Raw genomic sequence first — 14,738 nt, forward strand, 5'->3', positions numbered from 1 at the left:
AGCAGGTCCACCGGGGCCCGGAAGAACTCGCGCGCGCCCTCGGGAGTGCCGGTGAAGAGCACCGGTCCCAGAGCCGGCATCCGCACCCGGAAGGGAAGACGCGCATCTTCCCCGGTGACCAGAACCCGGAGCGGGTCACCACGTGGGTGTCGACCTGCGCGGGCTTGGGGAACTTGGCCTTGGCCGGGTCGGACGGATCCGGATAGAACGGCTCGTACTGCTCCAGGGAGCCCCAGTCGCGGGCGTAGTTGTCCTTCAGATAGGTCGGCACCGTCTTGGAGGCCGACAGCATCTCCGCCCAGCCCAGCGGACCGCCGAATTCCTCGGCCTGCCAGGTATTGGTGGAGCTGATGGCCAGCGGCCGGTCGGGCAGGATGCGGTACTTGGGCGCCGCGTCCACCACGCCGTTGCGGTGATCGAACTGGTGCTGGCACGGGAACTGCAGGCCCACGGCCCAGTCCAGCAGGATGGGCTGGGTGGAGCCCAGATAGCTGTTGAGCGACACCAGCTTCGGCACCCGCGGCGGGGTGAAGGCCAGCCACTGATCGCCGATCAGGATCGGGTCGCGGGCGTAGATGCGGACCGCGTCGGCATTGTCGGGCAGCGCCGAGCGCGGGATGCGCAGGTTGCGCCAGGACGGGGCCGGGCCGACGTCGAGCGGGCGGTACTTGTCGAGGAAGGTGACGGTGCCGTCCGGGTTGTGGTGGCCGTACTCCAGGAAGATGTCCTGGCCGTAGGTCATATTGCCGGTGTCGTCGAACGACATCACCCGCCCGGCCGCCGAAATCACGATCAGCGGTGAGTCGTCCGAGCGCGGCGGCAGCTGGTACCAGCTGGAGGTGAGCTCGGCAGGCTGCTGCACGCCGTCCTGGTAGCTGCCCATGACCGGGGTGGTGGCCGGGTCCAGGCCGAAAGGCAGGGCCACGGTGGACCCGTTCACGCCCTGCGCGCCCTTGCCGCCGCCGGTGCCCGCGTTCTGGCCCTTCTCGAAGGCCGGGCCGACGGTCTGGGTGGAGGTGTTGCCGGTGCCCGGCTTCACCTCGACGCCGTCGGCGTCCAGCTTGTCGGCGACGCCGTTGGGGGAGAAGCCGACCGGGCTCTCACCGGCCAGCGGATCGCCGTTCTGCGGCGGGTGGGCCGGATCGATGAGGGGGGTCAGGTTGCCGCTGTTGACATTTCCCTCGACCAGCACGTCATTGGCGAGCCCGCAGGTGTTGCCGGTGACCGCGTCGATGTTCGAGCGCGCCAGCGAGTACGCCGGGTACTGCTGCACCGCGCCCTTGAGCAGCGACGCCACCTCGAAGAGCACCATGAGCGCGGCGACCACGGTGAGCGGGATGGCGGCGAACTTGCGGATCCGCCGGCCCCGCTTGGTCTTCCCGTTCGCCATCGGCTTGGCGTAGCCCTCGCGCAGCGACTGCCAGGCCACCACGGCCAGCGCCAGCCCGAACAGCACCAGCATCAGGGTGTTGGACTGGAAGCCGTGCAGGGAGACGGTCTTGTCGAACCACGGCACGCCGTAGCTGGAGACGTACCAGTAGCCGTTGATGCCGGAGAAGGCGACGGCGAGGGTGAAGAGCAGCCCGGCCAGGAACACCGACCGGTTCTTCCGGGAGCGAAGTGCGGTGGCGGACACGGCGACCGCCGTCACCGCCGCCAGCGAACCCGCGATGCCCGCGTACGAACCGAAGTGGTGGGTCCACTTGGTCGGGTTGAACATCATGAAGAAGATGGTTCCGAAGACCACGCCCATGAGCCGCCAGGTCGGCGCGCTCGCGATGCCCGGCACCTGCCGCCGGCGCAGCAGCACCAGCATGGTGGTGATCAGGCACAGGATCATGAGCAGGAACGCGAAGCGCCGCGCCAGCGAGCCGTCCACGGTCTCGACGAACAGGTAGTAGTAGCGCAGGTAGTCCTCGTACCAGGCCAGATTCGGCCCGGTCACCTGCCGCACCCGGTTCGCCTCCATGATTCCGGCGAAGGTCTGATCGGCGAAAACCGCCACCAGCACCAGGAATCCGGCCGCCGCGATGGGGGCGAGCAGGGCCAGATCGCCGAACTGCTTGCGCCGCCGCACCACGATCCGCACCAGCGGCCGGATGCCCGCGAGCAGCGCCGCCACACACATCAGACCGGTCGGCGCCGCCGCCAGCGTGAACGCCGCCACCAGCACCGCGACCGCGGCGGGCAGCAGGCGCGAGGTGGCGATGGCCCGCTCGATGGACACCCAGGTCAGCAGCGCGCCGAGGGCCACGATCGGCTCCGAGCGCAGGCCGTTGTCGTAGGGCAGCCAGAAGGCCAGGAACACCAGACCGCCGGTCCACAGCGCGACCTGGGACTTCGCCACCGCGTTGCCCAGTCGCGGCACCACCTCGCGGCTGATCACCAGCCAGCACAGGATTCCGCAGAGCAGCGCGGGAATTCGCACCCAGGGGCTGGCGGTGGAGACCTCGGCGAAGGCCTGGATGACGTAGTAGTACCAGCCGAACGGCGCCTCGGGCACGCCGAACCAGCGGAAGTAGTTGGCCAGGTAGCCCGCGTGCGGGGCCGCCCGCACCATGGTCAGGATGTAGCCGTCGTCGGAGGTGTTGGCTCCCACGAAGTGCCACAGCAGCAGGGTGCCGATGATGCCGCCGTCCGTCCAGGTCGGCTTCAGCCAGTGCGCCGGCAGGATGCGCCGGTGCCCGCGGCCGTCACTGGTGTCCAGGACCGCGAGCGCGCCCATGGCCAGCAGAGTGAGCAGGACCGCGGCGATGATGGCCACCAGCTTGATGACCGTCGGCGAGGAGGAGAACCGGGAGTCCACGGTCATGTGGAACGAAAGGCCCGCCGGCACGCCGCCTTTCATATCGGTGAACACGCCCACCACCTGGGGGCGCAGATCGCCGAGCAGCCGGCCGTCCACGGGCACGGTGACCATTTCCCGTCCGCCGTCGGCGGTGGGCTTCTCGACGGTGCGGGTGACGCCCTCGAAACTGGCGTAGGTCTGGGCGCTGTCGGAGGTGATGACCAGCTGCGAGCACTGGCTCATCTCGGTGCGGGTGGCGCTGGCCACCACGGCATTCCGGTCCAGCACGTCCACGCTCTCGCCCGAGACGCGGACGAACAGGGCCTCCAGGTCCGCGCCCTTGCCCTGCGGCGGCGCCGTTGCCAGCAGGATGCCGCCGCGCGGATCCAGTTGCTGGACCGCGGAACACGGGATGGTGGCGTTCGCGTCGATGGGCACCTGCGACATCAGTGCCGCCTGCACCGGATCGAGCGAGCCGCCCTGCGGCCAGCTCACCTCCGCCTGGGTCTGCTGTACCGGCAGGAACGGTGTCGCCAGCGCGAACAGCGCCCCGAGCACGCCCGCGACGATCGCTATGAGCTTCGCGAAACGATAGTCGCGCGGTGTCGCGGGGGCGGTCGCCGGGGGATTCGGCTTTGTCAGTACAGCGGAGGCGTCTGGCACGGTTGCTGATGGTAGTCCCCCGGCCTCCCCGAGACTGGGCGCACGGCGTGGGAGCCGTTGCCAGTTTCGCACGTGTGCCGGCGGTTGGGTGCCAACCCGATTTCGGCCGTACCCGACGAGTTACCCTCACCTCACGAAATCAGTGGTCACCTCTCATTTCGTCTTGATGGGCGAATCCTTGGCCAGGCCGGAGCGGGACTGGACGGTGACGTCCAGGGTCGGCGCGAAGTTCGCATTCGGGACATAGGGGGTGAACTTCTCGAGCGAGCCCCAGTCCCGGCTCCAGTCGTGATTCAGGTACGACGGCCGGGTCTCGGACTTGAGCAGCAATCCGGTCCAGCCCAGTGGGCCGCCGCCGATGTCGTCCTGCCAGGCATTGGAGGCGTCCTGGCCGACGCGGTCCGGCAGAATGCGCCATTCGGGCACCTCGGCCACGCCGTCGTGGTGATCGAAGGGGCGCTGGCACGGGAAGGCGAGGCCGACGTGCCAGTCCTCCAGCACCGGAGCGCTGTCGCCGACAAGGGAATTCAGGGTCTGCAGCCGGGGCAGCCGGGGCGGGGTGACGGCCAGCCACTGGCGCGGGGTGATGTCGGCGTCATTGAGCACCAGGCGAATCGCATTGGCGCCCGCGGGAATCTGATCCAGCGGCACGCGCAGGTTGCGCCAGGACGGGCTCGGGCCGATATCGATCGGCCGGATCCGCCCGGTGTTCGTGACCGTGCCCTGGGCGTCGCGGGTGCCGTACTCGACGAACAGGTCCTGCCCGTAGGTCTCCACACCGTCCTTGTTGAAGGACCGGATGCGCCCCGCGGCCGTCACGACCAGCACCTTGTAGGCGGGATCATTGCGGAGAGTGGTCAGCTTCTCCGCGTTGTACCACTGGGTGGTGAGCTTCGAAACCTGCTGCTCGCCATCGGAGTAACTGCCCTCGACCGGAGTCTTGGCCGGGTCCAGGCCGAAGGGCAGGGCGACGGAGCTGCCGTTGATGCCGGCCTCTTCGCTCTTGCCGCCGCCGGTGCCCGCGCCCGTGGTCTTGGACGTCTTGTTGCCGGACTTCTCGATCACCGAGTTGGCCCCGCCGGTGACGGTCTCCTCCGCGTCCGCGGTGAGGTCGGAGGCGACGCCATTGGGCGTGAATCCGGTGCTCGCGGCGGACAGACCGTCGGCGTCGGATCCGGTCCACGGGTGCAGCAGCGAATCGGCGGTATCGGTCTCCACCAGCACCTCGTTGGCCAGCGCGCACGAATCACCCTGCAGCGCACGCAGATTCGACTCCGCGATGGAGTAGGCCGGGTACTGGCCGACGGCCGCCTTGGCCAGCGACAGCACCTCGAACAGCACCAGCACGGCCGCCGCGATGGTGAGCGGCATGCTGGCGAACTTGTCGAAGCCGCGCGCCGGTTTCGGCTGCGTGTACGGCTCGCGGAAGTGCTGGTAGGCGGCGATGAGCAGGCACAGCACCGCCAGGCCCAGGAACAGCGTGGAGAAGCCCTTGCCGGCGATGAGCGGCGCCTTGTCGAACCACGGCACGCCGTAGCTGGACACGTACCACCAGCCGTTGGGCCCGGTGAAGGTCATGGCCAGCAGGAAGAACACCGCGGCGGTGAACAGCGTCCGGTTGCGCGGCGAGCGAATCCCGTTGAGCCCCACCGCGACCGCGGCCAGCGCCGCCACCGATCCGGCCAGTCCGGCATACACGCCGAAGTGGTGGGTCCACTTGGTGGGCGTGAACATCATCAGGAACAGCGACATGAAGATGATGCCCAGGATCCGCGCCGACGGCCCGCGCGAGGTCCCGGGGATGCGGCCGTTCTTGCGCAGCATCACCATCACGCACACGCCCAGGCACAGCAGCATGGCCAGGATGCCGAAGCGGCGGGCCAGCGAGCCGTCGGGGGAGAGCATGAGCAGCGCGTCCCAGCGCGTGCGCTCGTCGAACCAGGCCACATTGGGGCCGATGAGCTTGCGCACCCGGGTCGCCTCCATGACCGAGGCGAGGGTCTGATCGCCGAAAACCACCACCAGTACCAGGGTTCCGGCGGCCACGCCGGGCGCCAGCAGCGCGCCGTAACGCAGCAGCCACGATCCCGGGCCCTTGGCGCGCTTGATGACGACCATGAGCACCGGCCGCGCGCCCGCGATGAGCGCCGCGATGCAGATGAGCCCGGTCGGCCCGGCGGCCAGCGAGAAGGCCGCGATCAGCACGCCCACGGCGGCGGGCAGCAAACGCCCGGTGGCTACGGCCCTTTCGATGGAACACCAGGTCAGCAGCGCGCCCGCGGCGATGAGCGGCTCCGGGCGCAGGCCGTTGTCGTAGGGCATCCAGGCGGCCAGGAACACCAGTCCCGCGGTCCAGATGGCGATGGTGTCGCGTCGCACCCGCGAACCCAGGCGCGGCAGCACTTCCCGGCTGATGACCAGCCAGCACACGATGCCGGCCAGCAGTGCGGGCAGGCGCATCCACGGGCTGGAATCGCTGATCCGGGTCATCCAGGCCAGCACCTCGTACGGCCAGCCGAAGGGCGCCTCGGCCACCCCGAACCAGCGGTAGTAGTTGGCCATGTAGCCCGAAACCTTCGAGGCCCGAGCCATATTCAGGATGTAGCCGTCATCGGAGGTGTTGGCGCCGATGAGGTGCCACACCACCAGCGTGCCCAGCACCGCGACGTCGGCGAGCCGCACCCGCCACCAGTGCGCGGGCAGGAATCGGCGCGGCTTGCGGCCGTCGGAGGTGTCCAGCAGGTGCAGCGCGTAGAGGGCGAGCAGGGTGAACAGCACCGCCCCGAGCGTCGCGAGGCGCTTGACCCAGGTCGGGCTGGAGGTGAAGCGCGCGTCGATATCCACGGTGGCGGAGGCGTTCCCGAGCTGATCCCGCTTCAGATCGGTGAACAGGCCCACCACCTGCGGCCGGGTGTCCCCGCCGACCCGGCCCGCGAAGGGCGTGCCGTCCTGGCGGTGCACCCCGGCGAATTCGACCCGGGTCTCGGCGGCGTCCGAATGCACGGTGATCGCCGTGCAGTCCTGGATCTCCGCCGCCGGCGCACTGAGCAGCGGAATCAGCCGCACCAGCACCGATACCGTGCGTCCCTGGCCGGGCTCGTCGGTGACCTTGACGACCAGGCCCTTCGACTCGGCCTGCCCCGAGGCCGCGGGCACGGTCGAGAACAGCGTGCCGGTCGGCAGTTCCCGCAGCACCTGGCACGGCAGGCTCACGTCCAGGCTCAACGGCACGTACGACACCAGTGGCGCCGCGAGGTCGGCCGTATCCCCTTGCGGCCAACGCAGTGTCGGCCGGTCCTGGTTCACCGGCAGGATCGGCGTGATCACCGCCAGCAGGAATCCGAGTAACCCGGACACCAGGGCGAGGATGCGGAGGCGGTGGAACGCTCGGGAGTCTGCGCGCACGAGCACCGACTCTAACCATCGCGCCCGCGGCGTCTGTACATCTCCCGGCGTTCCAGCCGCCTCGAACCGGCTGACCTGTAGCCGAATCGGCGGATGTCCGTCAGGATGGTTGTTATCCGAACTGGGCGTGGGGCCGGGCCGGAAGACGAAGAGGAAGCATGACCGAGCTGCGACCTGGCGAAATCATCGCCGGGTATGTGATCGCGCGGCGAATCGGGGCCGGTGGTTCGGGCGTCGTCTACGCGGCGCGGCATCCGCGGTTACCCCGGCTGACGGCCCTCAAGATCTTGAAACGCGACGATGTCGCCGAGGATGACGAGGTCTGGCGGCGCTTCGAGCGCGAGGCCGATATCGCGGCCCACTTCGACCACCCCAATATCGTGCAGGTCTACGACCGCGGCGTCGCCGAGAACCAGTTCTGGATCTCCATGCAGTACATCGACGGTGTGGATGCCGCTGAACTGCACCATGTTTCGCCGGATCGGGGCCTGCGCATCGGCGCCGAGATCGCTGCCGCACTGGATTACGCGCACGGCAAGGGCGTCCTGCATCGGGATGTGAAGCCCTCCAACATCCTCATCGCCGATCCCGACAGCGGCCGCCCCGAGCGCGCCCTGCTCACCGACTTCGGTATCGCCCGGCTGCGCGACGAGACCACCAAACACACCCATACCGGAAATATCTCCGCCACTTTCGCTTTCGCATCACCGGAGCAGGTGAGCGGTCTGCCGGTGGGCCCGCGCTCGGACCAATACTCGCTGGCCTGCACACTTTTCGTGCTGCTCACCGACCGCCGGCCGTTCCGCGCCGACAATCCGCTGGGCTGGGTGCACGCCCACACCCGGGAGCGGCCGCTGCGCCCGAGCGAGGTGAATCCCGAGCTGCCGGCAGCCCTGGACGAGGTCTTCGACCGGGCCCTGGCCAAGGATCCGGAGGACCGCTTCGACAGCTGCGCGGATTTCGCCTGTGCCGCCACCCAGGCGTACTACTCCGATCCGGCCCTGGCGGTGACCGCCGCGGCCGGTCTGCTGCCGCATCCGCCGCCCCGGCACCTCCGGAGCTGGGGCCGGAAACCGTTGTGGCAGCGCGTCTTACACCGGCGCGTCCTGGTCCCGGTGGCGGTGGCCGCGGTGACGGCCGCGGGCGTGGGTTTCGCACTGCACCAGGGCGATTCGTCACCGGCCCGATCCGGTCCGGGCCTGGTGCCGGACACGTTCGTGGGCACCTGGCTGGCCACCGAGGGGCAGACCAACTACCGGCTGACCGTGCAGCAGGCCAAGATCGGCGATCCGGTGCTGTCCAATCGCGTGGACGGCGTGCTGCCCGACGGTTCTCCGTTCCACTGCGAATTCTCCGCGCCGCTGGACCGGGTGCCCCACGAGGGCGACCGCCTCATCATCGGCACCTCCGAGATCGTGGTCCGGGAGCCGGCCAATGCCTGCCGCGCCAACGGTCCCACCACCCTCACCCTGCTGCCCGACGGGCGGATCAGCCGCAAAACCGATGTGAGCGGGCTGATCACGTACAGCAGTGCGAATACGCTGGTCTCGTCCTGGGGGCGCGACGACGCCGCCATCGCCCGCGCCTTCCCCAGCCTGGTCGGGCAGCTCGCCTCCACCGGCACCGCGGTGGGCTGGCAGGGCGGGTCCTGCCGGCCGCGGGATCCGGGTCCGGGCGAGGCGGCGCAGGGCGCGCATCGCGTGCTGTGCAATGGCGACGACGGCACCGGCCAGGTGCACTTCGACGTCTTCGACTTCGACACCCGGCCGGGCAGTTCCGTCGCCGCGATCTTCTTCGGCAACAACGCCCACGTCACCACCCGCACCCACGAGGACGTGGCCGGTGCCTTGACCGTCACCACAGCTGCCGGCGTGGATCCGGCCGCCACCCAGGACACCGACGCCCATCGCGCGCTCGCCGCCGTCTCCTTTCCCGACGGTGATCCGAGATCGCGCTTCGTCATGGTGCTGCACTGGCCCGGGCACACGGTGAACAGCCTCCTGACCGACTGGCTCGAAAGGGCTCCCCTGAAGTAGGTAGGTGCGCGACCATGGCCGATCTGAAGCCGGGCGAGGAGATCGCCGGATACCTCATCGAACGCTGGATCGGGGCCGGGGGTTCGGGCACCGTCTATGCCGCGCGGCATCCCCGGCTACCGCGCCTGGCCGCCCTCAAGGTCTTCAACCGGGACGAGGTGACCGCCGACGCCGAGGGCTGGCGGCGCTTCGAGCGGGAGGCCGACATCACCGCCCGCTTCGACCATCCGAACATCGTGTCGGTGTACGACCGCGGCGTCGACGACGGACGCCTGTGGATCGCCATGCAGTTCGTGGCAGGCCCTGACGCGGACAGTCTTTCGGGCCTGGCCCCCGAGCGGGCGCTGCGCGTCGGCGGCGGCATCGCCGCCGCGCTGGACTACGCGCACGGCAAGGGCGTGCTGCACCGGGATGTGAAGCCGTCGAACATCATGCTCTCCCCGGCCGAGGACGGCCGCCCGGAACGGGCCCTGCTGACCGATTTCGGCATTGCCCGGCTGCGTGACGAGACCACCCACGTCACCAGGACCGGGGACATCTCCGCGACCTTCGCCTTCGCCTCGCCGGAGCAGGTGTCGGGCCGCTTCCTGGATCCGCGCACCGATCAATACTCGCTGGCCTGCACGCTTTTCGTGCTGCTCACCGGATCCCGGCCGTTCCTGGCCACCGATCTGGCGGGGCTGATCTACGCGCACACCAGCACGCCGCCCCTGCACGTCACGCAGGTGCGCCCCGATCTGTCCGCGGGCTTCGACGCCGTCTTCGACCGTGCGCTGGCCAAGCATCCGGACGAAAGATTCTCCAGCTGTACGGATTTCGCCGAGGCCGCCTGGGCGGCGTGGCGAGTGGCGACCACACCTACCGTGCTGACCACGCCGCCGATCGGCTTCGTCACCGATCCGGCCGCGCTGCGTTCGCCCCGCACCGATCCGACGGTGCTGCGTTCACCGCACACCGATCCGGCCCTGCTGCGTTCGCCCCGCACCGATCCGACCGTGCTCGGTCCGGGGCGCTACTACACCGAGCCCGGCGCACCCGCGTACGGCGTGGCCTACGGTGCGAGCACCGGATCGTTCGAAGACGCTGCGCCGCACCGGCATCGGGTCCCGGAACCGGCGCGGACCGGGTCCGGGGTGGGCCGCGGCGTGCTCACCGGACTGCTGGCGGTGCTGGCCGCGACCGTGATCGCGGGCGGCGCCATCCTGGTGACGGTCGATCTGGAGAGCCACGGAAGAACAAGTGGCGCACCGGTATCCGCGTCGGTGCCGACCGTGGCGACCGCAGCGTCCACCGGCGGGCAGACCCCGGTCGCCGCCGTGCCGCCCTCGACTCTCGCGGGCCGGGTGCCAGGCGACTTCATCGGTCAGTGGGCGGGCACCAGCGACGCCAATGCCGACGACTACCGCCTGGTCATCCGCCAGGGCAACCTGAACGACGATGTGGTGACCTCCACGGTGCTGCGCGACAACCGGCCGATCTGTGTCTTCGGCTATCGCCTGCTGGGCGTTCCCGGCGCCGGCGACATCACGGTCGGCGCCGGCACCCTCGTCTCCGGCGGCTCCGGCTGCAACCCGCAGAGCACCCACGAATTGCTGCTGAGCAATGGCAGGATCACGCGCGCGCTCTCGACCAGCGGCTACGTCACCTACACCCGCGTCGGCTGACTACGCCGGAGCGTTCGCGCCCACCAGGTCGCGCACGTCCCAGAGCCAGACGCCGTCGACGTATCGGGCGGGGAATCCGATCAGCTGGTCGACGGTCAGGCGCAGGGTGTCGCTGTTGTCGGTGGGCGGCAGCACCACCACGTCGGCGTGCCAGTAGCGCAGATCGGCCAGCGCCTGCGCCCGGGTGCCGTCGTCCACCACCGGAATGGTGTTGGACCGCTGCGCCTTCATCAGCAGGCTCGCGGTGGGCCGGTCGTCCGGGCCGTAGCGGCCCTTCTTGGAGGTGCCGGTCGGGCCGACGAAATAGCCTCCCGCGAGCGGGAATTCGAAGCCGGAGTCGGCCTGCCAGTGCAGCGCGCGGGCGTCCGGCGGGGTCGGCGGCGGTGCGACCACCACCGAACCGTGCGAAACGTATTGGCGCACCGTGCCGTCCGCGAAGAAGTCCGGGGTGGGCGGGCGCTGCACCGCGGGCAGGATGGTCGGGGTGAGCGGCAGCAGGGCGAAGGCCAGCGCGCCGAACAGGGCCAGCGGCCGCCAGTCGGTCGCCGAGACCTTCCAGTAGTCCAGGGCACGCTGGGTGGCCAGCGCCAGGATCAGGGCGATGGCCGGAATCGCGGCCATGGTGAAGCGCGACTCCAGCACCGAATTCAGCAGCGGCACATCCTCGAGCCGCTGCCACGGCAGGGTGATGCCGGTGTTGTGATGGCCGATCATCAGGGTCGCACCCAGTGACAGCACGGTGAACGCGACGATCACCGCGGCGGCCGCGCGCACCGCCCGCTCCCGCCACATGAACGCCACGGCCACCGTGACCACGATCCACAGCGGCCAGCCGAAGTACGAATTCTCCTCGGTCGGATTGATGGCCACGTTCTGCCCGTGCGAGAACATCCCGCCCAGCGACTCGGACGGGAACTGGAACAGCGCCTTCAGGTCGTTGTTCATCGGCCCGTGCTCGATGGACCGGTAGGACTGCGGGCCGAAGAATTGCCACCACAGCGGAATCTCGGTGAGCGCCACGGTGATCAGCGCGGCCAGCAGCACCGTCGGGGTGATGGCGCGCAGCGCGCGCCACCCGGTGCGCGGGGTGTGCAGGTGGTAGACGAGCGCGAAGACGCCGAAGGACAGCGCGAAGATGAGCAGCGGCTCCTCGCCCAGCGCGATCTGCAGGGCCACCAGCAGGCCCAGCAGAAAGCTGTGTTTAATTTGCCCTCCGCTTCGCTCCGGGCGGGTTCGCGGCGCTGAAGGTCTCGTTCTTCCCTCCTCCGCTCCTCCGCTTCGCTCCCCCGCTCCGTCAGTCCAGAACGAGCGCTCCGCCTCCCCGCGCTTGCGCCGCGAACCATCCAGGCGCCGGGCCATCCGGATCAGCTGCAGCACGATCAGCGGAAGCAGCGCCAGCACCACGAAATTCGGGTGTGCGTTGGCGTGCGAGATCATGGCCGGGGCGAAGCCACAGAACAGACCGCCCACGGCCGCCGCGAATTTCGACGCCACCAGTTCCCGTGCGAACAGCCAGTACCAGGCGAACGCGGTCCCGAACAAGCCCACGGTGAGCACCAGCACGAAGGTGACGGTCGGCCCGAACATCAGGGTGACCGGGGTGAGCGGCACGCCGACGCCGAACATGGCGGTATTGGCCATCATGTTCACGCCGTCGGGATAGTTCTGCAGCAGCGAGCCCAGCGGGTTCTCCAGATGCGCGACATTGTGGGCGGTGACCGCGAAGAACCACTCCCACATGGTCTGATCCTGGCCGCTCTTGATCAGGTAGCCGCGATCGGTGTGCAGCCACTGACCCGACAGCACCAGCACCGCCAGCGACAGATAGGCCGCGGCGACGATCAGATCGGCGCGGGCCAGCCGGATGCGGCGGGCGACGCGCTGTGGCCGAGAAAGCTTGGGGAGAACCGTTTCCGGGGTGGCGTGGTCGAGAACCGCTACCGCCGAACCGCCGTCGTCCCCCGGGCTGGATGCCCACCCCTGTGTCACGCGCCAACTCCTCGGTGCCTTGCAACGCAAACTCTTGGGTGCCTTGCAATCAGCGGCCCACGCTACCGCGTTCGACTGGGATTGCACTGGCAAGCCATGCAGTTATCCACAGAAACCGGTGTTTATCCACAGAAACCGGAGGATTTCTGGGGATAAGTGATCCTGGTCTCGCACAGGTGTTCAGACACGCACAACCAGAGTGAACGGTCCGATATTGGTGATCCGATAGTGCGCGTCGTCGAACAGCGACTTGGGGAAGGACACTGTGAAACGCTTCACATTCGGGTCGTTCGGGTACACGTCCTGCGAGAGCCGCAGCGTGTAGTCGTCGCCCGAACGCCGGAACAGGAAGGCATCCGGCGCACGCCAGCGGCAGTGGTTCAGCGCGTCGGTCAGCTCCTGTGGCGTCTTCAGCGTGCTCCAGCGCTGGATTTCGGCGGTGCGCGCCGCGAAGTCGGCCAGCGGGTTCGCGTAATGCGAAGTGAGAGCCTGGAATCCGTAGTACGGGTAGATGGCCAGGAAGCTGGTGTCCGCGGTGAGTACCACGCTGGCGTCACGCGGCCGGCCGGTCTGCTCCAGCAGTGTCGCGTCGACCTCGCGGTAGTTCGACACCGCCGACGGCGGCCGCGTATCGGCACGGAAACCATTGCCGTCGGTATCGGTGTAGGCGGTGGTGATCTCCGCCGCCAGCACCGTCGGAATACCCTGACTGAACCCGATCGCACCGGCCACCGCGACCGCCGCCGCGGCGATCCGGAACCGCCCGGGCTCGTTCAGCGCCTGGTAGATCGCCCGCGCGCCCTCGGCGAAGGCGAACACGCCGGCGGCCGACAGCAGTGCCAGGAGCGGGGATTCGAGCCGGAACGACAGCAGCGTGGTCCCGGCCGCCGTGGCGGCCATGGACAGCAGACACCACAGATAGATGGCGACGACGCCGATGCCGAGCGCCTGCGCACGACGCGAACTCGCCGCGCGCAGCACCAGCCAGATGGTCCCGGCCAGGCAGAAGACGCCGAGCAGATTGAATTCGGTCATCGGCAGCGGCAGCCGTGAGCCCGTCTCGGGCAGGTAGTGGAAGGCGGAGCCCGAGCCGAGAGATGCTTTGCCGGACAGGAACTTCAGTAGGAACGGCGTCCACACGGTGAGCGCCAGCAGGCCCGCAACCGCACCGATTCCGATGAGCCGCACCAGGATCGGCAGGATCGCCCGCCAGGTGTGCCGTGCCCGGATCGAGAGTCCCGCGGCGATCACCGCCATGAGGCACACCGCGAATACCGCGACACCGAAGTACAGGCTGTAGAAGGTGGCGGCGAGCCCGAGGAACAGGCCGGTACCCAGCACCGCTCCCCATCCGCCCGCGGTCGGTTGCGTCGCATCGCCGCCGACCTCGGCTGGCCGGTGCAGCGCACCCCAGGCCAGCACGAGCGCGGGTCCGAGCAGCAGGGTGAGCACCGCGCTGTACGCCTCGGGAGAGCCGTAGGCGAGGGTCACCGCCGTGGTCGCGGCGGCGACAGCCACCGCCCAGTCCGCCCGGATCAGGTTGGACCACAGCACAAGAGCGACAACCGCCGCCACTGCCAGGCCGATGATCGCGAAGGGCTTGAACGCCTCCCACCCGGCCATCCCGGTCAGACTGGCGAACCGGCCCCCGATCCAGAACCAGCCCGCGGGATAGAACGGCGGCAGGTCGATGTAGTTCATGTCGTGCAGCGCCGCGCTGTCGGTCAGCCGCGTCAGATACTGCGTCCGGAACTCCTGATCCACGGACATCCCGAACAGGTACAGCTTCGTCGCGGCCAGCGGCATGCCCAGCGTCACGGTCACGAAGGCCGAAAGTCCGGCCCAGGACAGCACTTTCGCCAGCCGGAGCCACCTGTGCAACCGCAGCAGCACCACTGCGACCACCAGCACGGCCAGGGCGGCCACCTGCCCCACGGTGGTGAGCGCGCGAGTCACATTGGAGGAGTTGAAGGCCGGCCAGTGCACGGTCGCGAACGCCTCGAGCCCGACCGCCGCCACCACGCCCGCCACCACCGCGGCGAGCACTGCCTCTCCGACAGCCCCACCGGCCTGGCGCGCCAGCACCCCCAGCCGTCCGCTCGCCCGCTCGCTCATCCGCACCCTGCCTCCGCATTCGTGTCCATGGACCGCGCGCCAGCCTAGCCAGTGCGGTGCACGCGAACCCGACCGCCG

The 14,738-nt window shown here is 69.2% G+C and carries 5 protein-coding genes and 1 pseudogene; 2 read left to right on the top strand and 4 right to left on the bottom strand.

The window, feature by feature from the left end:
* Positions 1-91: 91 nt before the first annotated feature.
* Both ACWEKS_RS37060 and ACWEKS_RS37065 read right to left on the bottom strand, forming a co-directional pair.
* A pseudogene (locus ACWEKS_RS37060) lies at positions 92-3,451 on the bottom strand (arabinosyltransferase domain-containing protein); the annotation flags it as partial.
* A 153-nt stretch (positions 3,452-3,604) separates the two neighbouring features.
* Entirely contained in the window at positions 3,605-6,856 is a 3,252-nt protein-coding gene (locus ACWEKS_RS37065) for an arabinosyltransferase domain-containing protein (RefSeq protein ID WP_452344417.1), read from the bottom strand.
* Positions 6,857-7,014: 158 nt separating this feature from the next.
* Here ACWEKS_RS37065 and ACWEKS_RS37070 point away from each other — a divergent pair, with 158 nt between their 5' ends.
* Together ACWEKS_RS37070 and ACWEKS_RS37075 are read left to right on the top strand one after the other, a co-directional pair.
* Positions 7,015-8,892, top strand: coding sequence for a serine/threonine-protein kinase (locus tag ACWEKS_RS37070; RefSeq protein ID WP_452344418.1), 1,878 nt, complete (start codon positions 7,015-7,017; stop codon positions 8,890-8,892).
* Positions 8,893-8,906: 14 nt separating this feature from the next.
* Entirely contained in the window at positions 8,907-10,556 is a 1,650-nt protein-coding gene (locus ACWEKS_RS37075) for a serine/threonine-protein kinase (RefSeq protein ID WP_452344419.1), read from the top strand.
* Here the strand turns inward: ACWEKS_RS37075 and ACWEKS_RS37080 are convergent, their stop codons facing one another.
* Together ACWEKS_RS37080 and ACWEKS_RS37085 are read right to left on the bottom strand one after the other, a co-directional pair.
* Entirely contained in the window at positions 10,557-12,545 is a 1,989-nt protein-coding gene (locus tag ACWEKS_RS37080; protein ID WP_452344420.1) for a glycosyl transferase, read from the bottom strand.
* A 180-nt stretch (positions 12,546-12,725) separates the two neighbouring features.
* On the bottom strand, positions 12,726-14,660 hold the full coding sequence (locus tag ACWEKS_RS37085; RefSeq protein ID WP_452344421.1) for a galactan 5-O-arabinofuranosyltransferase: 1,935 nt from the start codon (positions 14,658-14,660) through the stop codon (positions 12,726-12,728).
* Positions 14,661-14,738: the final 78 nt, after the last annotated feature.

It is taken from the genome of Nocardia sp. NPDC004711, from assembly GCF_053601595.1.

Bases quoted from the DNA above. Each gene is read 5' to 3' on its own strand.
- ACWEKS_RS37070 (WP_452344418.1), top strand. From the start codon at position 7,015: ATGACCGAGCTGCGACCTGGCGAAATCATCGCCGGGTATGTGATCGCG.
- ACWEKS_RS37085 (WP_452344421.1), bottom strand. From the start codon at position 14,660: ATGAGCGAGCGGGCGAGCGGACGGCTGGGGGTGCTGGCGCGCCAGGCC.
- ACWEKS_RS37075 (WP_452344419.1), top strand. From the start codon at position 8,907: ATGGCCGATCTGAAGCCGGGCGAGGAGATCGCCGGATACCTCATCGAA.